The organism is Alkalibacterium putridalgicola, assembly GCF_040959045.1.
In the GTDB taxonomy this organism is placed as follows: Bacteria; Bacillota; Bacilli; order Lactobacillales; family Carnobacteriaceae_A; genus Alkalibacterium; species Alkalibacterium putridalgicola.
The window spans coordinates 276,972-297,736 of the sequence record NZ_CP162615.1; the positions used below are offsets into that span (position 1 = coordinate 276,972).

General features: G+C 42.0%; 24 protein-coding genes and 1 riboswitch. Of the genes, 19 read left to right on the top strand and 5 right to left on the bottom strand.

Translation table 11 applies throughout. The features are described from left to right. Positions 1-41 precede the first annotated feature (41 nt). Positions 42-1,301, bottom strand: coding sequence for an IS110 family transposase (locus AB4027_RS01495; protein ID WP_368645670.1), 1,260 nt, complete (start codon positions 1,299-1,301; stop codon positions 42-44). A 491-nt stretch (positions 1,302-1,792) separates the two neighbouring features. Between AB4027_RS01495 and AB4027_RS01500 the strand changes: the two genes are divergently transcribed. From AB4027_RS01500 to AB4027_RS01510, 3 genes are all read left to right on the top strand, one after another. Then, positions 1,793-1,963 carry a hypothetical protein gene (locus tag AB4027_RS01500; protein WP_368645671.1) on the top strand — a complete coding sequence of 57 codons (171 nt, stop codon included), beginning with the start codon at positions 1,793-1,795 and terminating at the stop codon, positions 1,961-1,963. 209 nt (positions 1,964-2,172) lie between these two features. Continuing rightward, a complete protein-coding gene (locus AB4027_RS01505) occupies positions 2,173-3,360 on the top strand; it encodes an IS256 family transposase (RefSeq protein ID WP_368645672.1) in 1,188 nt (395 codons plus the stop codon). A 312-nt stretch (positions 3,361-3,672) separates the two neighbouring features. Further along, positions 3,673-4,014, top strand: a complete 342-nt coding sequence (locus AB4027_RS01510; protein ID WP_091489651.1) for a hypothetical protein — start codon at positions 3,673-3,675, stop codon at positions 4,012-4,014. A 163-nt stretch (positions 4,015-4,177) separates the two neighbouring features. On the opposite strand, the gene AB4027_RS01515 is transcribed toward AB4027_RS01510, so the two are convergent. Then, the gene (locus tag AB4027_RS01515) at positions 4,178-5,368 is read right to left on the bottom strand and encodes a coenzyme F420-0:L-glutamate ligase (protein ID WP_368645673.1); all 1,191 of its coding nucleotides are present in this window, start codon (positions 5,366-5,368) and stop codon (positions 4,178-4,180) included. 201 nt (positions 5,369-5,569) lie between these two features. On the opposite strand from AB4027_RS01515, the gene AB4027_RS01520 reads away from it, so the two are divergent. From AB4027_RS01520 to AB4027_RS01545, 6 genes are all read left to right on the top strand, one after another. Continuing rightward, entirely contained in the window at positions 5,570-6,718 is a 1,149-nt protein-coding gene (locus AB4027_RS01520; protein ID WP_368645674.1) for a glycerate kinase, read from the top strand. A gap of 87 nt (positions 6,719-6,805) precedes the next feature. Then, positions 6,806-7,717 carry a mechanosensitive ion channel family protein gene (locus AB4027_RS01525; RefSeq protein WP_368645675.1) on the top strand — a complete coding sequence of 304 codons (912 nt, stop codon included), beginning with the start codon at positions 6,806-6,808 and terminating at the stop codon, positions 7,715-7,717. Positions 7,718-7,880: 163 nt separating this feature from the next. After that, positions 7,881-7,984, top strand: a riboswitch (TPP riboswitch). A 41-nt stretch (positions 7,985-8,025) separates the two neighbouring features. Then, positions 8,026-8,655 (top strand): YkoF family thiamine/hydroxymethylpyrimidine-binding protein, encoded by a 630-nt coding sequence (locus AB4027_RS01530; RefSeq protein ID WP_368645676.1) that lies wholly within the window; start codon positions 8,026-8,028, stop codon positions 8,653-8,655. Next, positions 8,652-9,239 (top strand): ECF transporter S component, encoded by a 588-nt coding sequence (locus tag AB4027_RS01535; protein WP_368645677.1) that lies wholly within the window; start codon positions 8,652-8,654, stop codon positions 9,237-9,239. Before AB4027_RS01530 ends, AB4027_RS01535 begins: the two co-directional genes overlap by 4 nt. Continuing rightward, a complete protein-coding gene (locus AB4027_RS01540; RefSeq protein ID WP_368645678.1) occupies positions 9,232-10,698 on the top strand; it encodes an ABC transporter ATP-binding protein in 1,467 nt (488 codons plus the stop codon). The genes AB4027_RS01535 and AB4027_RS01540 overlap by 8 nt, the downstream gene beginning before the upstream one ends. Then, on the top strand, positions 10,695-11,405 hold the full coding sequence (locus tag AB4027_RS01545) for an energy-coupling factor transporter transmembrane protein EcfT (RefSeq protein WP_368645679.1): 711 nt from the start codon (positions 10,695-10,697) through the stop codon (positions 11,403-11,405). Before AB4027_RS01540 ends, AB4027_RS01545 begins: the two co-directional genes overlap by 4 nt. 71 nt (positions 11,406-11,476) lie before the next feature. Here AB4027_RS01545 and AB4027_RS01550 read toward each other — a convergent pair whose 3' ends face one another. Together AB4027_RS01550 and AB4027_RS01555 are read right to left on the bottom strand one after the other, a co-directional pair. Then, entirely contained in the window at positions 11,477-11,674 is a 198-nt protein-coding gene (locus AB4027_RS01550; protein ID WP_368645680.1) for a hypothetical protein, read from the bottom strand. Positions 11,675-11,830: 156 nt separating this feature from the next. Next, entirely contained in the window at positions 11,831-12,445 is a 615-nt protein-coding gene (locus tag AB4027_RS01555) for a GNAT family N-acetyltransferase (protein ID WP_368645681.1), read from the bottom strand. Positions 12,446-12,841: 396 nt separating this feature from the next. On the opposite strand from AB4027_RS01555, the gene rplM reads away from it, so the two are divergent. The 3 genes from rplM to AB4027_RS01570 all read left to right on the top strand — a co-directional run bounded on the left by rplM (position 12,842) and on the right by AB4027_RS01570 (position 13,955). Beyond that, the gene (rplM, locus tag AB4027_RS01560; RefSeq protein ID WP_091489436.1) at positions 12,842-13,285 is read left to right on the top strand and encodes a 50S ribosomal protein L13; all 444 of its coding nucleotides are present in this window, start codon (positions 12,842-12,844) and stop codon (positions 13,283-13,285) included. A gap of 13 nt (positions 13,286-13,298) precedes the next feature. Further along, entirely contained in the window at positions 13,299-13,691 is a 393-nt protein-coding gene (gene rpsI / locus AB4027_RS01565; RefSeq protein ID WP_091489423.1) for a 30S ribosomal protein S9, read from the top strand. Between the two features lie 129 nt (positions 13,692-13,820). Then, positions 13,821-13,955, top strand: coding sequence for a hypothetical protein (locus AB4027_RS01570; RefSeq protein WP_368645682.1), 135 nt, complete (start codon positions 13,821-13,823; stop codon positions 13,953-13,955). Between the two features lie 139 nt (positions 13,956-14,094). Here the strand turns inward: AB4027_RS01570 and AB4027_RS01575 are convergent, their stop codons facing one another. Next, complete coding sequence (locus tag AB4027_RS01575) at positions 14,095-14,961, bottom strand: LysR family transcriptional regulator (protein ID WP_368645683.1); 867 nt, start codon at positions 14,959-14,961, stop codon at positions 14,095-14,097. Positions 14,962-15,076: 115 nt separating this feature from the next. Between AB4027_RS01575 and AB4027_RS01580 the strand changes: the two genes are divergently transcribed. The 7 genes from AB4027_RS01580 to AB4027_RS01610 all read left to right on the top strand — a co-directional run bounded on the left by AB4027_RS01580 (position 15,077) and on the right by AB4027_RS01610 (position 20,646). Then, positions 15,077-15,637 (top strand): DapH/DapD/GlmU-related protein, encoded by a 561-nt coding sequence (locus AB4027_RS01580; RefSeq protein WP_368645684.1) that lies wholly within the window; start codon positions 15,077-15,079, stop codon positions 15,635-15,637. Between the two features lie 24 nt (positions 15,638-15,661). After that, positions 15,662-16,402, top strand: a complete 741-nt coding sequence (locus tag AB4027_RS01585; protein WP_368645685.1) for an SDR family oxidoreductase — start codon at positions 15,662-15,664, stop codon at positions 16,400-16,402. A gap of 42 nt (positions 16,403-16,444) precedes the next feature. Then, positions 16,445-16,939, top strand: coding sequence for a cyclophilin-like fold protein (locus AB4027_RS01590; RefSeq protein WP_368645686.1), 495 nt, complete (start codon positions 16,445-16,447; stop codon positions 16,937-16,939). A gap of 205 nt (positions 16,940-17,144) precedes the next feature. Further along, entirely contained in the window at positions 17,145-18,587 is a 1,443-nt protein-coding gene (locus tag AB4027_RS01595; protein WP_368645687.1) for a glycoside hydrolase family 1 protein, read from the top strand. A gap of 731 nt (positions 18,588-19,318) precedes the next feature. Further along, the gene (locus AB4027_RS01600; RefSeq protein WP_368645688.1) at positions 19,319-19,963 is read left to right on the top strand and encodes a hypothetical protein; all 645 of its coding nucleotides are present in this window, start codon (positions 19,319-19,321) and stop codon (positions 19,961-19,963) included. Between the two features lie 33 nt (positions 19,964-19,996). Next, positions 19,997-20,119: a hypothetical protein gene (locus AB4027_RS01605; protein ID WP_368645689.1), complete on the top strand. Its 123-nt coding sequence runs from the start codon at positions 19,997-19,999 to the stop codon at positions 20,117-20,119. A gap of 44 nt (positions 20,120-20,163) precedes the next feature. Further along, positions 20,164-20,646, top strand: coding sequence for a nucleoside deaminase (locus AB4027_RS01610; RefSeq protein WP_368645690.1), 483 nt, complete (start codon positions 20,164-20,166; stop codon positions 20,644-20,646). Positions 20,647-20,765: the final 119 nt, after the last annotated feature.

Sequence of the window (20,765 nt, forward strand, 5' to 3'; positions counted from 1 at the left end):
GTTTATATCCTCGGATAGTCGTCCTTAAGAAATAGTTTCTCTTAAGACTCCATCGCCTCCGATCTTGCGATATAGAGTTGGTGATCGCTTAGGAGTGCAAACACCAGACGCACTAATTTTCGTGCAGTTAAGACGAGGGCTCGTTTGTGTTGTGTTTTCGGTACTTCTTTATATTTTTTCTGGTAATAGGCTTCATACTCAGGAATATATCGTCTTACAGAGTTGGCAGCTTGAACTAAGTAATAACGTAAATAACGGTTTCCTGACTTAGACATTGGTGTCTTTTCTTTTTGATAGTTACCAGATTGATGTTTTGGCCAATATAGACCAGCGTATTTTGCCAATTGAGCTTCATGGTTAAATCGGTCGATTTGACCAACTTCAGCGATAATGCCTGCGGCATAAACAGGTCCAATGCCTGGAATGCTTAACAATGTTTTGGCGCTATCGATGGTTTCCATAATATTCTCAATGGCTTTATCAATGATTTTTATTTCTTGTTCAAATCCACGTATAACACTCATTTGAACACCTAGATTGATATCAATACTGTCTTGTGCTAGTTTGCCTAAGCGATAAGAGTCTGAGACAGATTTTCTAATGACTTTAGCTAATTTGACAGGATCTTTAAAGCGTCCTCGCCCAAACTTTTGAAGTAAAGCAGCTAGCTCAACGCTATTCATTGTCCGAATCTCAGCCATTGAAATGTCGCCATTCATTAAATGAATCATCGTTGAACTAAACACAGATGTGCTTATGTTTTCAGCTTTTAAGTCACTCGAAAGAGTGTTGCACTTGTAATAAAGATTTTCCACGTAGTGCTGCTGGGCTTCGGTCATCTGACGAATCAACTGATAGCGTGTACGAGTAAAACGTAGGAGAGCAACGAATTTTTCTTCTCGTGGTTGAGTTTTCGTATGCTTTCCAGTTGTTAAAAACTCAGCAATGATTTGGGCGTCTAATTTATCATTCTTTTCTTCTGTCCAGACTTTAGATAAACGATGAATAACCCGCGGGTTTTCTACAATGGTTTCAACGTTAATCAGTTTCAACTCTGGATCATTTGAGAAGAATAAGGACGGATGCATACTGTATTGACCAGTCGCTTCCATACCTACAAGTATTTTGTCAAAATCTAACTCCTCGTGAAAGCGAAGGATTTTATCTTTAATCATTGTGGCGTCTGACTCACTATTCGCTACTGTCTCTTGCCAAAGAATCGTATTGGTATCATCTTTACGTAAGAGAAAACAAGCATCAAGCTTCGCTTTACTTACGTCTAAACCGACAAATAATTTCATGGAAGGGTTCCCCCTTTCGTTATAAATTTGGAAGGTAAGCTTGGTCACTCCGGGCTATCCCTGTAACACAATGCGTGCCTTAACCTCGCGCATAAGTATTTAACTCGTTTCTTGTGTAGCTGCCAAAACCGAAGGTTTCCTAAGACCAACGGACACAAGAACCAAGCCATACAGCTTACGAGTAAATAGTCTCAACATTGTGACGGGAAGCATGCTTAATGAGTAGTCGAACTACAAGGAGGGGAAAGCTTCATCCCATTTAGAACCATCTTCCATCTAGTTCTATTTTACACAGAAACAGCACGGAATGACCAAGCGATAACCAAGATATTTAATTATCAAAGAACTAAAGTGAATGGAACATCAAAAGCGACTTTTTGAAATTTTTCTCCCCCATGGGGGAGAAAGCTCCATTCTTTCAAACAGTTAATCCATCAACTAAGTTAAGAACAATTCTTAACTACAAACTTATTATACGAGGAGGTTATATCATGAAAAAAGATAAAGATTATTTGATAGCCCATTTAGATGAATTAAACGAGGAAGAATTTGATATGATTTATAATGAGTTAGATATCTATGATCGTGATGAAGTAGACGATGCTATCCGAGAATTTGCTGATCAAGCTATCGGAGATGAGCATTGGGATTCTGATAATTAAAATTTGAGGATAAGTAAAGTACAATACAGCCATAATAACTTGGATTGACTAAAATAGAGTGAATAAGATGGAATTTATCTTATTCACTCTATTTTATACCGTTTCATAACTTAAGGAGAGTGTAAAATATTTTGTGTAAATAGAAAAAAGGAAGTCCCTTCTGTAGAATAGAGTTACCACACTAAATTCACAGAAAAGAGGACTTCCCTATGAACAATCTTACTACAGATATCTTACAGACTCTAGCTACAAAAGGTGATTTGAACGAATTATTCCGTTCGCACTTGGAATTAGCCGTAAATACGCTCCTGAGAACAGAGCTGACTGCCTTTTTGGATTACGAAAAGTATGATCGGATTGGTTTTCATTCAGGGAACTCACGCAATGGGTCCTATGACCGTACGGTCAAGACAGAATACGGCGAACTTCATCTACAGATTCCGCGCGACCGCAACGGTGAATTTAAACAACAGACTCTTCCTGCATATAAGCGAACCAATGGCACGTTAGAAGAAACCGTCATTCATCTTTTTCAAAAAGGTATTACCATGTCTGAAATTGCTGATTTAATTGAGAAAATGTACGGTCATCACTATACACCACAAACGATGTCCAATATGACTAAAGTCTTTACTGAAGAAGTATCAGCGTTCAAAAAGCGTAAACTAAACAGTCATTATGCAGTCATTTATCTGGACGCTACCTATATCCCTTTGAAGCGGAAAACCGTTGAGAAAGAAGCCATACACATTGCGGCGGGAATTCGACCAGATGGTGCCAAAGAAGTCCTAGGATACATTATTGCCCCTAATGAATCGACCGTCACATGGAAAGAGATATTGGAAGATTTATCCGACCGTGGTGTCAATGATGTTCTTCTTTTCGTGACCGACGGTCTCAAGGGTATTAAAGATACGATTCATCACGTTTTTCCTCAAGCAGCTTACCAACACTGTTGTGTCCATGTTTCTCGCAACATTTCTAGTAAAGTACGCGTCGCTGATCGCAAGGAAATATGTGAAGACTTTAAGACGATTTATCAAGCAGATTCACGAGAGACGGCCCTTGAAGCTCGCCTTGCTTTCTCAGAAAAATGGCGCAGTAGCTACTCTAAACTTGCCAAGTCTATTCTAGAAAATGATAACTTACTTACATTTTACGATTTTCCTTTATCAATCCGTAGGAGCTTGTATTCCACTAATTTGATTGAATCCTTTAATAAACAAATTAAAAAGTATAGTCGACGTAAAGAGCAATTTCAGAATGAAGAATCTATGGATCGCTATTTGGTTTCCCGTTTTGATACGTACAATCAGAAGTTTTTGACACGGATTCACCGCGGCTTCCAACAAGCTGAAGCGGAGCTAGAAAAAATGTTTGAAAGATTAACAAATTAATAAATCTATTTTATAGAAGGAGCACTTCATTTACACATAATTATTGACACTCCCTGGTGAGAGAGTAACCAATCATATGTGGGTGACCGAAGACGAACTGGAAGCTCCGCAAGAGTAAAGGTACAACTAGCATTATCTAATAGGTCATGAAATAAAATTAATAACGACGTCAACAGACAGATTAGAATCTGACTTTTGGCGTCTTTTTTATTGTTGAAAAAATATTTCCATAGTGAAAATCCATAAAATATACATAATTGAACAGTATGCTTGTAATAGAAAGATAAGATAAAAAAAGGAGAGCGATCTTAAATGAATTTAGTTAGTGGACTTTTATCAGGCGTTTTAGCAGTTACCGGTGGATTAGGAATATCTCTGTTTTCAGAAGAAGATACGACAAATCAAGAGGCGGTTATTCAGGAACAAGTAATGGATGTTGACCAAATGCGAGATTTAATGGATACAGATGAATTTGAAGATATGGAACTGCGTATGGAAGATGGCATTATAAATTTTGGACAAATGAAGTCACATATGAATGAAATGCACCCGGAACTTAATACTCAGCAGCTTAGAGAGCTATATAAAAATATGCATGGGACTGGCGGCTCTTCTCAAAGCACTAATTTCACTGGAATGGGCATGCATCAGTAAACCATAGTAGTGCAGCTGGATCTGGAGAATGGCTTAAAGTATCCAACGCCTTTAAATAGCGGAAAACAATGCTTCGTATTTAGTAAGGCAATAAAAGAATAATGAGGATGTAAAAAGGTCACAGGAATTTCCCTGTGACCTTTTTTGCGCTTATATAACTGAATCAGCTTGTAAAGTTATCAAAGTACCCTTGGATATGAATGATCGGGGTTCCTTTGTCGCCGCTGCCTGAAGTCAGGTCCGATAATGAACCGATGAGGTCAGTCAAGCGTCTAGGGGTGGTTCCTTGTGCTTCCATTTCGCCGATCAGATCAGCCTGTTTGTTGGTGATGTGATCCGTGATCGCACTATGAAGCTCATCCCCGCTCAAATCGGAAAAGTTATTGTCAGCCAGATACTTCAGTTTCACTTCGTTCGGGGTACCTTCCAGGCCTTTTGTGTAAGCGGGAGAGACCACAGGATCAGCAAGTTCCCAGATCTGGCCGACGGGATCTTTAAATGCGCCGTCGCCGTAGATCATGACTTCGACCATTTTACCTGTCTCGTCTTTCAAGCGTTTCTGGATAGCCTCGACTAAAGGCTGGCCGTTATCGGGAAAGAGTTTCACGGTATCTTCTGTTGCTTTGTTTGAACCGAGCAGACCGTATTCTGAGTTGAACCCGCTGCCGTTCATGGATTCTGACAAAACATCGTCCAGTCCAAAGACCTTTTCTCCACCGGCGGCTTTGACTAAGCGTTTGGTACGGAAACGGCTGTGAATATCGCAGGCCAGTACATTCTTTGTATAGTCCACGATCGTTTTGGCATCGTTGGAAAAGATGACTTCACAGTTGGCTCCTTCCGCTTCGATCAGTGATTTATAATAGTCGATATAGTCGACACCGGTAAAGGGATGCTTTTTGAAACCGAAATGGCTGCGGAATTCGTCTTCTGTCAGGACATCTGCCAGCGGATTGATACCAGCGGCATCCAGTTCATCTAAAGACACTAAATGATTCCCGACTTCATCGGAAGGATAGCTCAGCATAAGAACGACTTTGCCGACACCGCGGGCAATGCCCTTCAAGATGTTGGAGAAACGGTTACGACTGAGAATCGGGAAGACGACACCGACAGTTTCGCCATCATACTTGTGGCCGATATCCGTAGCGATATCATCAAGGGTCGCATAATTTCCCTGCGCACGAGCCACGATGGATTCAGTCATCGTGATGATGTCACGGTCCATAAAGCTATATCCTTCTGCCTTTGCCGCATTCAACACAGTCTCCACAACGATGTTTTCCATATTGTCGCCTTCTTTAATGATGGGACTACGCAGTCCACGCACAACAGTACCTAAAGCTCTTTCCAAAATAATCTCTCCCGTTGTTAATATTTTTAAGGGGCATAGACACGCTAAAACCCTTATACAGTATACACGTTAGTATGAAGGAATTAAACAGCTAAATACAAAGATAACGAATTCTCACGTATAGATGTACAGGTATTGTACGACTTTGAACCAGAATCATGTGCTATACTGAAAAAAAGAGCGAGAGGAGCGGGTGGATTCATGAAAATACTTGCAGCAATCGATTCCTTCAAGGGGTCGATGACCAGTGAAACAGCCAATCAGTGTGTGAAAGACGCGCTGCCGGATCATCAGGTGACGAGCTTTCCCATTGCTGACGGCGGAGAAGGGACGGTGGATGCCTTTGTCAGTGTTATGGACGGAGAAGTCATTACTGAAACCATAACCGGTGTGAACGGTACGGCTTATTCTGGCCGCTGGGGCTGGATACAAAAGGACAAGACAGCTGTTATAGAGGTTGCTGAAGGGGCTGGACTGATCCAGGCAGACAAGGAGAGCCTCCATCCGAGAAACCATACAAGTTACGGCGTCGGCGAACAGATCGTGCAAGCGCTTGATTATGGCGCAGAGACGATCATTTTAGGATTAGGTGGCAGTGCAACAGTCGATGGTGGTCTGGGCCTCCTGCAGGCGCTGGGCGTCGTATTCAAGGATGCTGAGGGTGAAGAGCTATTTAGGCTGCCTGTGGAATTAAACAACGTCCGGGCTATCGATATGGACGGGTTGGATAAGCGGGTCCAGGATGTGAACTGGCTGATCGCTTCGGATGTGACCAACCCGCTGCTTGGAGAAAAGGGAGCCGTTTATGTTTTCGGTGAACAGAAAGGCTTTAGTTCAGATGAGCTTCCAGAGTATGACAAAGCGATGGTGCGGTATGCCGATATCGTCTCAAAGGTGACGGGTAAAGATGAACGGGAGACGGAAGGGGCAGGAGCGGCCGGCGGAATAGGGTTTGCTGTCTTGTCCTTCTTCCCCTGTGAATTCCAGAGCGGGCTGTCTCTGTTAGCTGAAAAAGGAGACCTTGAAATTCTGATCAAAGAGGTGGATCTGGTCATTACCGGCGAAGGGAAGTTTGATAACCAGTCACTTGGCGGGAAAGTCCCCGTCGGAATCAGCCGCCTGGCTAAGCAGTTTGCAGTGCCGGTCCTTTTATTTGCTGGGAAGATAGACAGTGAACGGACCAAGATTGAAGAAGAGAACATCCATGCTTTGATCCCCATCGTAGATGCACCGATGACTTTGGAGGAAGCGATGGAAAAGGGCCCGGTGCTGCTCGAAAAAGCGGTGAGACTGAGCATTGACTTGATGGGAGTTGGAGGCAGTCTATCAGGTGAATTTTTCGGAAAGTAAATGCGTTATAATCCACTTCAAACGGTTAAACTGTTATCATTAAAGTACGACGTCACACAATAACGGCTTATTAAAGGAGTCCGGGTCATGAGAGAATGGATCACGCAATACGCAGAAGCATATCCTTTGATATCGAATATCATCATATTTATTTTAATCGTTGCTCTGGTCCTTATTATTAGACGGTTTACGCTGAATAGACTGTATAAGCGGTTCAAGGGCTCAGATAAATGGTATGTCACTAGAAAAATCGGCAGGTGGGTGACCAACTTCCTATTGGGACTCTCCTTTATCTATATATTCGGAAGCGATTTGACCGGTTTTACAACAGCTATCGGGCTTGCGGGTGCGGGGGTCACCTATGCACTAAGGGAAGTCATCGTCAGTTTTGCAGGCTGGTTCGCGATCATGTTCGGAGACTTTTTTAAAACCGGTGACCGCATACTTCTGGGAGGAACAAGAGGGGATGTCGTTGACATCGGTCTGCTCCGTACAACACTGATGGAATTAGGCGAGTGGGTCGATGGGGATCAGTATTCTGGCCGTACGGTACGTGTTGCCAACAGTTATATCTTTACGTCTCCCGTCTATAATTACTCTTCTGAATTCGAGTTTATATGGGACGAAATCCATATCCCGCTGCATTTCGGCTCGGATATTATATTAGCCAAAGAAATCGTCATGGGGATCGCCGTGGATACGATAGGAACTTACAATGCTCGTGCTGAAGCGGAGTGGACTGAAATGAAAAGGCGGTACCGGATAGAAAGTGCCTCATTAAAACCGCAAATCTACATTTCTTTTGATGATAACTGGATAACTTTAAGTTTAAGATATGTGGTCAACACAAGAGAGCGTCGGGTAATCAGAGACCGTATGTTTACGAAAATTCTTGAACAATTTAAAGACGTTGCGGACAAAATTGAATTAGCCTCGGAAACATTTGAGATCGTGCATGAGAAAAATAGGGAGTGGAACAGATATGAGAGGGATGAATGATCAGACGTATACGCCTGATCACTCATCTTGAACAGGGTGTATAAGAAGGACTGAAAGCAGCTAAGTTCTGCCTAAGGGACAAAACATACTCTGACATTTAAAAGTTTGTGTTGCGTTTATACGTTTCACTTGTTATAGTCTTCATGTACCAAAAAAATTAAATACGAATGATCCTGGGAGTCTTTTCAAGAAGGCTGAGAGTGATGTATATCAGACCAGTAACCTGATCAGCGTAATGGCTGCGTAGGGAGATCTATATATTGATGGCTCTTTCCTATGGATTTTTTTCGTTAGGAGGAGTTTTTTTCATGTCAAAAAACTATGTCAACTACGGAAAATGTTCTGCTGGAAAGCCTGGTTCCACTATGGGAATTACAGGCGCGCGATTCAATCTGTCACCGATGAGTGATGATTTTGTCGCGATTATTCTAGATGCAATAAAGCAAGTCGATTTATCGAAAGTATGGGCGGAAACGGACCATATCTCAACGGTTTATCGCGGAAAAGAAGAAGCGGTGTTCGATGCACTGAAAGCCGCGTATGTATATGCTCACAGAGAAGGCGTGCACATGACGCTGGAAGCAACGGTTTCCAAAGGGTGCCCTGGTGACAGCGACAGCGATTATACGCTCGCACTCGAAAATCCGCGAGTAAATAAAGAACAAACGCAGGACATCGATTTTCCAGTCATTGGGAAATTTGCCCTTTATCCGATGGGCTCAGACAACTACATGGGCACGATCGAAAAGGTCGTCAACGAAGGGATCGACCGCGGTGTCGTGACAGGCTCCGGCCACTACGGGACCAACTTGGGCGGAAGCGTTCAGGACGTCTTTGACTACCTGGAATACGTCTCGAACACTGTCGGCAAGGAAGTCAGTCACTATGTCAGCCAGTTCACTCTTCTCTGCAACGTACCGGAAGGAGAAGTCAAATGAATAAAAACAAACTGACCTTGCGTGACTATTTGCTGATGGCCCTGATTTCTGTATTGTTCGGGATCATCTATCTTCTGGCTGTCTATGCCGGCACCGCTTTGACGACAGTACTGACGCCTATGGGCTTAGGGATACTGGGTTATGAACCGTTTTACGGCATCTGGTTCATGGCGGCGATCATCACGACCTATCTCATCCGGAAACCTGTCGTCGGGATCGTGACCGAAGTGATCGCGGCATTGATCGAAGTCCTTTTAGGCAACATGTTCGGTGTCATGGTCTTGGTCTCTGCCTTTATCCAGGGTGTGGGTGTGGAGCTGCCGTTCACCTTTACCAAATATGAAAAGTATTCTTATCGAATCACCATGCTTTCTGCGTTTTCTGCCACATTGCTGTCCTTTCTCTGGACTGGTTTCAGAAGCAACTACCTGGCCATGGACTGGCGGATCGTTGCGGCGATATTCGTGGTGCGTCTGTTGAGTTCGTTATTCTTCACAGGCTATCTGTCCAAGCTCATCTGCGACAAACTGGATGAAGCGGGCATTTTGAATCAGAACCTTGATACTGGTGAGGTCAATGAGTAAGCCGACCTTATCTGTTCAAGACTTGTCCTTTCAGATCGGCGGAAAAAAGCGTCTGGATTCGGTCAGTTTTGACCTGTTTCCTGGTGAAATCATCCTGCTCTGCGGAGGTAGCGGCAGCGGGAAAAGTACCCTGGCTAATGTTATTAACGGCTACTTTCCGGAAAATGGCGGGAAGCAGATCGTTTCGCATATCAAGATCAATGATGAAGACGTCCATCACCAGTCGGTCGTTGAACGGTCAACGTCTGTCCGGACGATTTTCCAGCATGCCCGCTTGTCTTTCAGTATGAAGACCCTGCGCGAAGAGATGGTCTTCTGTCTGGAAAACAGCCGTGTCGATGCAAAAGAAATGGATGCTATCATCGAAGCAAAAGCCGGACACTTCAATCTGACCTATCTGCTGGACCGGTCCTTTGATGATCTGTCAGGCGGTGAGCTGCAGCGTGCGGCCTTTGTCTGTGCGGACCTGGTGGATGTTCCTTTATACATCATGGATGAACCGTTCGCAAATGTGGATGAAGACACGATGCAGGACTATATCCGCTATATGAAAGAACTGACGGATAAAGGGAAAGCGATCATCATCATCGATCACCATATAAAAAGGTGGGACTGGGTCGACCGCTGGCTCATGCTCGACGACAAGCAGCAGCTTCACGACCTGTCGCTGATCGGTTCAGAAGAACAGAAAAACAGACTTCTGACTGAGGCGGGACTCCTTGTGGAAGAAATGTCCATGCCAGAAAGAAACAAAGCGTCTGAAGAAATCCTTCTGGAGCTGGACAAGGTATCGATATACCACGAAAAAACAGTAAGGAAATCTTTTTTCAGAAAAGAGAAACAGCGCAATACCCTGATCGAAGAAGCACAGCTCAACTTGAACAAAGGCTCACTGACAGCCCTGGTTGGACCGAGCGGTATAGGGAAGACATCGCTTTTTAAAGCCATTTTAAATGTGTCACCTTATACCGGAGAGATCCTCCTTAACGGGCAGAGTGTGAAGACACAGAAGCCGAAAAAGCTTTATGCCAGGATCGGGCTGGTGTTCCAGGATCCGTCCCTGCAGTTCGTCAAAACCAACGTAGTGGATGAATTGGCATTGAGTCTCACGTCCTGGGAACTGGCTCAAGAAGAAGAAGCGAAAAGCCAGGCAGAAGACATCCTGAATCAGCACCACTTCGAGGATAAAGCGGGGCAGTCGCCCTGGCTGTTGAGTCAGGGACAGCAGCGCCGCCTGGCCGTTCTATGCATGACTGTCGGAGAGCAGGATTTACTTTTGATCGACGAACCGACCTATGGCCAGGATGCCAGAAACGGGAAGAAGATCATGGACACACTGCATGAACTCTGCGAGAAAGGCGTCACGTGTCTGTTTACCAGCCATGACCGCGAGCTGGTGGATGCCTATGCCAGCCAGATCTATGAAATCAAAGAGAAGAAAGTGAGGCGGGTAAGGTGATCGATGCGATCAATCCGACAGTAAAAACCATTGGGATACTTGCCGCCTCGATCCTGCTGGGCCTGACATTCAGGTGGGAAATCAATCTCATCGTTGCCCTGCTTTGCGCCTTCTTTCTATTGACGTCCAGCCGAACAGATCCGGCAACGCTGCTTAAAGCCCTGCTGCCGATTGCGCTGATTTCGCTCAGCTATTTCTTCACCGGCTGGCTATTCAGTTCAGAACAGGCGCAGTTCGCGGCCTCAAACAGTGCAGCAGTGTCAGGAGGCGGCCGGGATGTGGTCAACGGTCTGACTCTCGGGACACGTATCCTGTCCTTTGCCATGCTTGGGATCAGTTACAGTCTGACCACAGATGCCAGGGAACTGGTCGCCAGTTTTATCCAGCAGGCTAAGATGCCGATGAAAATGGGCTATGCCGTGTTGTCAGCGATCAATCTGACTTCGCTGATCCAGAGAGAACACGAGAACTCCAAACTGGCTCTTCAAGTACGGAACATACCGGTCAAGCCATTTGATACCAAACCGCTGTTCACGATGCTGATCCGCATGATCCGCTGGTCTGAAAGGCTGTCTCTGGCCATGGAGTCCAAAGGCTTCAGTGAAGACCGTGTGATGCAGCGTCAGATGACCGTCAAAGCTAAAGACATCCTCTTTGCGGTCGGCCTGCCTGCCATGATTGTGGCTTTGGGATTCGTTTTTGTATAGACAAATCAAAAGGAACATCTTCTGGAATTTTCCGGAGGGTGTTCCTTTATGTGAATATGTAAAGCGAGTTCTTACAGCTTTCTGGGTAGTGGGTCGTTCACAGGTTCACTCTGACTCACCAGATGCTTATTGATGCTTTCCAGTAAAAAGACGACCCTGAATAAAATACCGGACAGAATGCCAATGCCTATTACTATGCCGAAGTCTCCTATGAAAAATAAAACATAAGTAAGTAAAACTGAAATGAAAATAGACAGTATCAGGTACAAACTGATTCCTCCTTTTTTAATGTTATATGAAATATATACATAAAGTATAACATTAATACAAGGGTGCTAAAGGATTTAAAATAGGTGGATCACAAAAAGTCGTTCGTCATCGGGAATGATCCTTTGACAACGAACGACTAGAAGTTGAATACAGTTTTATTTTGAATCTGAATAGGCCTTCTCGTTTTCGACGAATTCTTCCACCGTTAAGCCAAGCTTCAAATCGTTGTAGTAGTGGCCGTTCATATAAATAGAACGCCTGACGCTTCCTTCAACAACGAAGCCGACATTTTCATGCATTTTCTGGGAAGCGAGGTTTCCTTCGATGCAGCCCGAATTGCATTTCTGAAGTCTTTGTTCGAAAAATGCGTACCGCAGGACAATACGAATGGCTTCTTGGGCATACCCGTTGTTTCTGAAAGGCCGGTAGATGCGGATCCCGAAACTGAATGTCCCGTTCTTCATATCGATCGAATTGAGATAGATAGCTCCGACATGCTCGCCCTTTAGATTATCGATGGCAAACATAATACCCTTCTCAAAGTCTTTATAGTCGATCCATTCAGCGACGTCGGCTTTATCCATTTCGAGACTTTTGGGTGCCTCGACACCCCAGTTCATCAGTCTGAAACCGTTACTGTCACGCGTTTCTTCGTTTCTTAACAGGGCGTCCGATTCTTTCATCGCCCGCAGCTGTACGCGGTCGCCTTTCCAGAAATCAAAATCCATATCTTTGAAAATGAAATACCTTGAACACCATTCGTTCGACATTTTTTATACCCCTTTCTCGAGCGATTAAATAGTTGAAGAAGAAAAGCAGCACTATATATGAAATACACTGTACGATCATTCTACCACACTTATAGAAAATAGAAGTCATATAAGGCTGATATATAAGGGTGAAAAGACATTTAAGAAACGGCGTACAGGGCAATAAATCAGGAGAGTAGAAAAAAGATTTTTTAAAAATAACGGTTGACTTTTCACCGCATTCGCGGTAAGCTATTAGACGGTATTGTTTGCCGCCACTACAGGCCTCGGAAACTTGTTATTGGAACAAACAACGAAGACTTTCTCATATACTTTTTTTAACGGTACTAAAAAAGATAGGGAAAGCAACAATTAGTGAATTTGAAACTTGAAAAAGAAAATTTGGAGGTTAAGATCGTGCGTACAACATTTATGGCTAACGAAAGCAACATCGAACGTAAATGGTATGTCGTCGACGCTGCAGATATTCCTTTGGGACGTCTGTCAACTGTCGTAGCATCTATTTTACGCGGTAAAAACAAACCTACGTATACACCACACGTTGACACGGGTGACCATGTGATCGTAGTAAACGCATCAGAAGTTAAATTAACAGGTAAAAAAGCAAGCGACAAGATTTATTCTCGTCACTCAGGACACCCAGGTGGCTTGAAACAGGTATCTGCTGGTACTATGCGTGCCCAAAAACCTGAACGTTTAATCGAAACATCAATCAAAGGTATGCTTCCTCATAACGCTTTAGGACGCAAACAGCTTAAAAAATTACACGTATTCGCTGGACCTGAGCACAACAACCAAGCTCAGCAGCCAGAAGTACTAGACATCACTAACTTAATTTAAGGAGGGACATCCATTGGCACAAGTACAATATTTCGGAACTGGTCGTCGTAAAAACTCGACAGCTCGTGTAATCATGACTCCAGGTTCTGGTAAAATCACATTTAACAAAAAAGATATTACTGAATATTTAAACTTTGAACACTTGCACTTAATCGTTAGACAGCCTCTAGCTGTTACTGATACAGTAGAAAGCTATGACATTAGAATCAATGTTAGTGGCGGAGGATTTGCAGGACAAGCAGGCGCTGCTCGTCACGGAATCGCTCGTGCATTGTTACAAGTAGACCCTGATTTCCGCGGCCCACTTAAAGCTGCTGGTTTATTAACACGTGACCCACGTATGGTTGAACGTAAAAAACCAGGTCTTAAGAAAGCCCGTAAATCTCCACAATTCTCAAAACGTTAAACTTACATTTTGCGAATATCAAAAAGAACTCCTTTTCGAAGGGGTTCTTTTTTTAGTCATGAGGCAATACCTCTCTCCATGTGTTGAAATTAAAAGAAATAGACTCAATAATAAAAGGCGGTGGGAAATGTGAATGCAAAAGAGAAAATGCTAGAAGTCATTAAAAAGAAACAGCAAAGTAGCGGCGGAAGAGATATCCAAAGCGAGACACCAAAAAACGATCAGAAATATATGCGAAAAGCTCCGATCATTTTTAATAAGTAAATTGAATTTAGGAAGGCCCATACCAGCACTTTAGGTATGGGCCTTTTTTGGAATAGAAAAGCACGAGAGTTAAATAGTATAGAGGGTGAACTGAACAGTTAGAGACAAGTCTTGTATGGTCAGAAAAACTGCAGACAAATTATTGTTGAGTGACCTTTTGAAGAAAAAGGTTTGCAGCGTTTGAAAATAGTTGGTTCTTTTTCCAGATAATATTAATACTGGAGGTCAGTGGAGGAGAGAACGGGATGAATTTCAGACCATTGTCTTTTGTATTGATGATACCATCAATGCATAGTGCGACACTCTCGCCTTTTTTAACAAGGAGAGAAGCATTATATAGAAGGTTGTAAGTTCCTACGATATTGAAATGGCTTAGATTTTGTCCTAACCATTCTGCAAGTTGATTGTCCACCAATGACTGATTAGAAATGATCAAAGGTTGATTTAATAAATCATTAGGACATACATATTCTTTTTGTGTTAATGGATGGTGTTCATTGACTAAAATACCCCAACAATCTGATTGCGGTAATCTGATGTATTCATATTTCTGTTTTTCTACCGGATCAATGACTAACCCAAAATCCAAAAGACCTTTATCGATTTTATTTTTGATATCATCAGCATTTCCGCTGTACATATGAATAGTTATGTCAGGATAATGGTTTATTAAATCATTTAAAATAACTGCAACATACTCAATAGCTTGTGTTTCTCCTCCCCCAATAAAGATGTCTCCACCTATAACGTTATTTTTCTGGATATTCGAGGTGGTGCTGTCAACTAAAGAGAGAATTTCGTTTCCGCGATTCTGTAAATAAATACCGTCAGCCGTTAAGGTGATTCCACGATTTCCACGTTCAAAAAGCTGTACGCCTAAGTCTTCCTCTAAACTTTTCAATTGTTTCGATAAAGCTGGTTGGGATAGATGTAAAACCTCCGCAGCTTTACTGATCGTTCCTTCTCTAGCGACAGTTAAAAAATAGGTTAGTACCCTTAAATCCACATAATCACTCCCATAACTTAAAAGAATACATAGACATTCGATATAAGTATTATTCATCATGAGTATAACCGAGTATACTCAAAATATCAATAATGGTGAGGAGGTTTTTGTGTCGATGAATACGCTAATTGAACAAATAGCTGGAAAAGAAATCTTAGCAGGTTCCACTGTTTATAAAGAAATACATGAAGCGAAAGATAAGAATGAGCCACTTATAGCTGAACTTAATACAGGTTACCGTAACCCTCAGGATATATTAGCTTATTTAGAAAAGATCACAGGAAAAAAAGTTGATAGCACGGTTACTGTCTCATTGCCGTTCTATACTGATTTTGGAAAACATATTACATTAGGTAAAAATATCTTCATCAATCAAAACGTCACATTCGTGGATTTAGGAGGGATTGTGATCGAGGATAATGTACTGATCGGACCAATGAGTCGAATTATAACGGTCAATCATTTAATTGACCCCAAAAAACGCCGTGGGTTAAATGTTCAGACGGTCAGGATAAGGAAAAATGCCTGGATAGGTGCAAATGTTACCATATTACCGGGGGTTACGGTCGGTGAAAACTCAATCATTGCGGCCGATTCAACTGTAACGAAAGACATACCAGAGAATGTGATCGTTGCCGGTTCACCCGCAAAGATAATCAAACAGATCGAATCATAAAAATTAATCTTAAGGAGAATTGCTGTGTCAAATCTATCAGAAAAAGTCGTCGTTATTATGGGAGCTTCATCAGGTATTGGGGAAGCAACAGCCAAATTATTAGCGAACAGTCATGCAAAGGTAGTGTTGGCTGCTCGCCGTGAAGAACGAATCAAACGTTTAGCTGATGAACTAGGAGAAAATGTAGTGTATCAGGCAGCTGATGTGACAAATCGTGACGACGTTAAAGCTGTCATTGATCTTGCTATGCAGAAATTCGGCAGAATCGATGTGATGTTTAATAATGCCGGTATCATGCCTCAAGGGAATTTAGCAAAACTTGAGTACGAAAGTTGGGAGAGCATGCTGGATATAAATGTGATGGGTGTATTGAATGGCATTGGAGCTGTGTTACCGATTATGCATAAACAGAAATCGGGTTTGATTATTACAACAGATTCTGTTGCCGGCCATGTGGTTTACCCAGGCTCTGCTGTATACAATGGGACTAAATTTGCGGTACGTGCAATTATGGAAGGTTTAAGACAAGAAGAGCTATCAAATGGTATACGATCAACGATAATATCGCCAGGGATGGTCAACACAGAGTTGTTTTCTACAGTTGGAGATAAGTCTTTAGAAAATGAATTGCAAAAAACTGCAGATCAGACAGGAAACAGTTTGACATCAGAAGACGTTGCCCGAGCTGTTATATATGCAATCGAACAGCCAGACCATGTAACGATCAGCGAGGTACTGTTACGCCCATTAAACCAGAAAATTTAAGTTTGAGTGGTTGGTCTTGAAAAAAATCGGAAATTTAAGTGGATGATGATACTGTTCGCCTTTTTCTTAAGTGCGTGTGGCGTTGAAACAGTTTCGGAACCCGATTCAACTGATCCTGAATCGAATAATGAATCACTGGAAGAGCAAGTTGAAATTGATGAAGTAGAGGCGGATTTAGAAGGAGATGAACAGGATGTGGTAACCCTATATATGAATGGTTCAGAATTTTCAGTTATTTTAGAAGGAAGTACTATAGCAGAGGATGTAATTGAACGATTACCAGGTCGCTTCACCATGACTGACTTAAACGAGAACGAGAAGTATTATACCTTCCCTCAAAGCGTAGCAACAGATGCAGTGAATATTCACAATATAGAAGCGGGAGACGTCATGTTATACGGTAATCAAACGTTAGTGATTTTTTATAAATCTTTTTCGACGAACTACTCCTATACGAAAATTGGACATATAGAAAACGTAGCAGGTTTAGAGGAAGCGCTGGGAACTGGGGATGTAGAAGTAGAAGTCTTAAACTGAAGGCAGCAGTATGAATCGCCAAAAAAGAGTAATAAAAAGACTAACAAAATGTAAATTCATACCGAAAGTGTAAAGAATACTCATGTAACGCTTATATTAATAAGTGTATTTTCAGCCAATTTATTTCACTAAAGAGGGTATCGATAAAATCAGTAAAACTAACTTAACGTAACAGCACGACACTTATAATATGAGGAGGAATAAAATGGAATTTAGAAAAGATTTTTTATGGGGTGGTGCTACAGCCGCAAACCAGTGTGAAGGTGCATTTGACATAGATGGTAAGGGGTTATCTGTTGCAGATGCGATGCCAGGAGGGAAAAACCGATTTTCGATTATTTCTTCTCTTGAATTCGATTGGGATATAGATACAGATAAATACTATTACCCTAACCATTTAGGAATCGATCATTATCACCGATTTAAAGAAGACATAGCTTTATTCGCTGAAATGGGATTTAAAGCTTACCGTTTTTCAATTGCCTGGAGTCGCATTTTCCCACAAGGAGACGAATTAAAGCCAAATGAAAAGGGAATATCTTTTTACGAAGCATTGATTGAGGAATGTCTAAAATATAATATAGAGCCGGTTGTAACGATTTCTCATTATGAAATGCCTTTACATTTAGCAAAAAATTATGGTGGATGGAAAAATAGAGAATTGATAAATTTTTATGAACGTTATGTAGAAGTATTGTTCGAGCGGTTTGCTTCTAAAGTGAAATATTGGATGACTTTTAATGAGATAAATTCCGCAATAGAATTCCCGGCTCTTTCTCAAGGGCTGATTCCTAAAACGGGTGCGAATAATTTTACTGATCGATTTCAAGCTTGGCATCATCAATTTGTTGCCAGTGCTCTAGCAGTGAAAATCGGGAAAAGGTTACGTAAGGATATTCAGATTGGCTGTATGCAGATTTATGCTCCTATGTATGCTTTTGACAGTAATCCCAGTAATCAATTTGCTTCTCAATTTAAACAGCGCGTATTTAATTATTTTACTAGCGATGTTCAGGTAAGAGGGTATTATCCCACATATATCAGTCAGTTATTACAGCATTATGATGCAAAAATGCCGATAATGGAAAAAGGCGATAAGGAACTATTAAAGGAAAACACTGTAGATTACATTGGTTTTAGTTATTACATGAGTATGGCTATCGATGAAACAAATTCAGAAGCGACAGATCCTGCTGCCGGTAATTTGATGGAAGGTGTACGTAATCCCTTCTTAGAATCAAGTGAATGGGGTTGGCAGATAGATCCGTTAGGTTTGAGAATCTCATTAAATGACTTGTGGGATCGTTACCAAGTTCCGTTGTTCATTGTAGAAAATGGATTAGGTGCAAAAGATGAAATTGATGACAATGGTGAGATCCATGATGATTATCGTATTGATTATTTAGCAAAGCATATTCAGGCAATGGCAGATGCTGTAACTGATGGTGTTGACCTAATAGGCTATACACCATGGGGATGCATTGATTTAGTAGCTGCGTCCACTGGTGAAATGAGCAAACGCTATGGTTTTATCTATGTTGATTTGGATGATCAAGGTAAGGGGACGCTGGATCGTAAGAGAAAGAAATCTTTTAATTGGTATAAACAAGTTATTGCATCTAATGGTGAAAATGTAATTCAGCAGTAAACTATAAGTAGTCACTCTTTATGAGTGTTGCGGAGGGATAGAAATTTCAAGACACTTTTCTTATGGGAAAGTGTCTTTTATTAGTCCACTATTGATAAATTGACTGAAAAATTTCAGTAGTATGTTTTTTTGCGAGAAATTAGGGCTTATAACATGCATATTTGGTTATAAGTAAACTCATATTAAAGCAAGATTAAGTAAAAATATAAATTAGTTTACATTTTTACTTTCAGTAGAATAAATTTGTTGTGTTTATTAAACCTGAACAGCCTTCTATACTGAGAATTAGTTAGTAATAGTATTAAAAAATTGAAAGGAGATACATAATGAGTGGTTGGTTGGATTTGAAAGGAAGAACTATTGTAATAACAGAAGGCGCATCTGGAAAAACTGAATGACAATAAAACATCCATAGCCTATATGATTCTCTATCTTATGAAAAATACAAAAAAAATGATAGTATATACTAAACGAAACCGTTAAATAAAGTAGCCTTATCCTGTCCAGGTATAGAGGTTTTTATAACGCTTAATCATTCTATAAATGAAGTAGAAGAGTTTCATTTCGGATTCAAGAGACATTGAGAGGTGGGAAGGTGTATGCAGGCGCAGTTTGAAATGTGGAGCACGTTTCATTACTTCATGATGATTTTTCCATTTGTACTTGCCGTGATCTTATATAAAATGACGAAGGATAAAACCTATGCTGTAAAATGACGCGTTGCGATAGTATTGGGGATTCTCTTAGTCCTCATACTAGCCGCCAGACAGATTTACATTTTCAATAATGAGGGTTTAGGTCCTGAAGTTTTTCCTTTTCAGGTCTGTCACTTTGCCAATATTCTGCTGCTTATCGTTGCGATCAACCCTAATCTTCGAGTGACGGCTGCGATTGCCTGGTGCCTGAATGTTCCCGCCGGTCTGGTATCCGTCGTGTTTGCCGATGGGCTGGAAAACTACAGTAATGTCCTCAATACGCAGGGACTTGCCTATATTTCAGGGCATATGCTGATTGTAACGACAGGGCTGTATTTGCTGCTGACCAAAATGATCCAAATCGACTGGCGAGCACTTTTGAAGGCATATGAGGTTTTAGCGGTGCTCTATGTACTGTCGGTCATAGTGAACAACTGGTTCGTCGCTATTTTCGATGAAAAATCCAATTACTTTTACAGCTATGCGCCGGAAGCAGGGACGCCTTTAGAAGATTTATACAACCTCGGCTCCACGATCGAAGTATTCGGTCTTACATTCAACCCAGTCTACCTTTTGTCTCTGGCAGTTGTCGGAGCTGCGGTCATGTTCTTGATGTATCTGCTGTCGAAACTGCGTTATTTCAATCAGGATTCCAACATTCAAAGGAAACTGGCTAACTGAATTTACGAGAACCTTCTTGAAGGAGCGATTGCAATGCAGGAGCAATCAGCAAACGGACGAATCGACACGGTTTCAAAAGTCATCGCCGCTTCGCTGCACACACTGGACCAAGCGTTTGTCGATTCGGACACAAAAACAGTGAATAGTTTTAGATAAAGTATTTAGGGTATCAAATAAAGAAGAGAAAGGAACATTCTGATATGATCAATGAAACAGATAGGAAGCACTTGAAACGGTGTGTGGAACTGGCCAGAATTGCATTGACCAATGGAAATGAACCGTTCGGGTCCATACTGGTTTCTGAAAGCGGAGAGGTGTTGTTTGAAGACCATAACCGTGTGGCAGGCGGCGATCAGACCAAGCATCCGGAGTTTGCCATCGCACGCTGGGCAGCCAGCTACATGACACCTGAGGAAAGAAGTAAGGCGACGGTCTACACATCCGGTGAACACTGTCCGATGTGTGCCGCAGCTCATGCTTGGGTAGGTCTGGACCGGATCGTTTACGCGAGTTCATCCAAGCAGCTGCAGGAGTGGAAGGCTGAATGGGATGCACCCCAGTCGCCGATATATAACCTCTCTATTCAGGAAGTGATCCGGGTTGCAGAAGTGGACGGACCGGTTCCGGAACTGGCAGAAGAAGTAAAAGAACTGCACCGACAGTCTCAGGAAAGAAACAATTAAATACCTGATTGCAGGGAAGCGAAAAGGTGACCACCGGCGAAAATGGGTGGTCACCTTTTACGATATTACTACTTCTTCTTTGCAGGCATGCTCATCAGATTTATGAGTGGTTTTTGCTT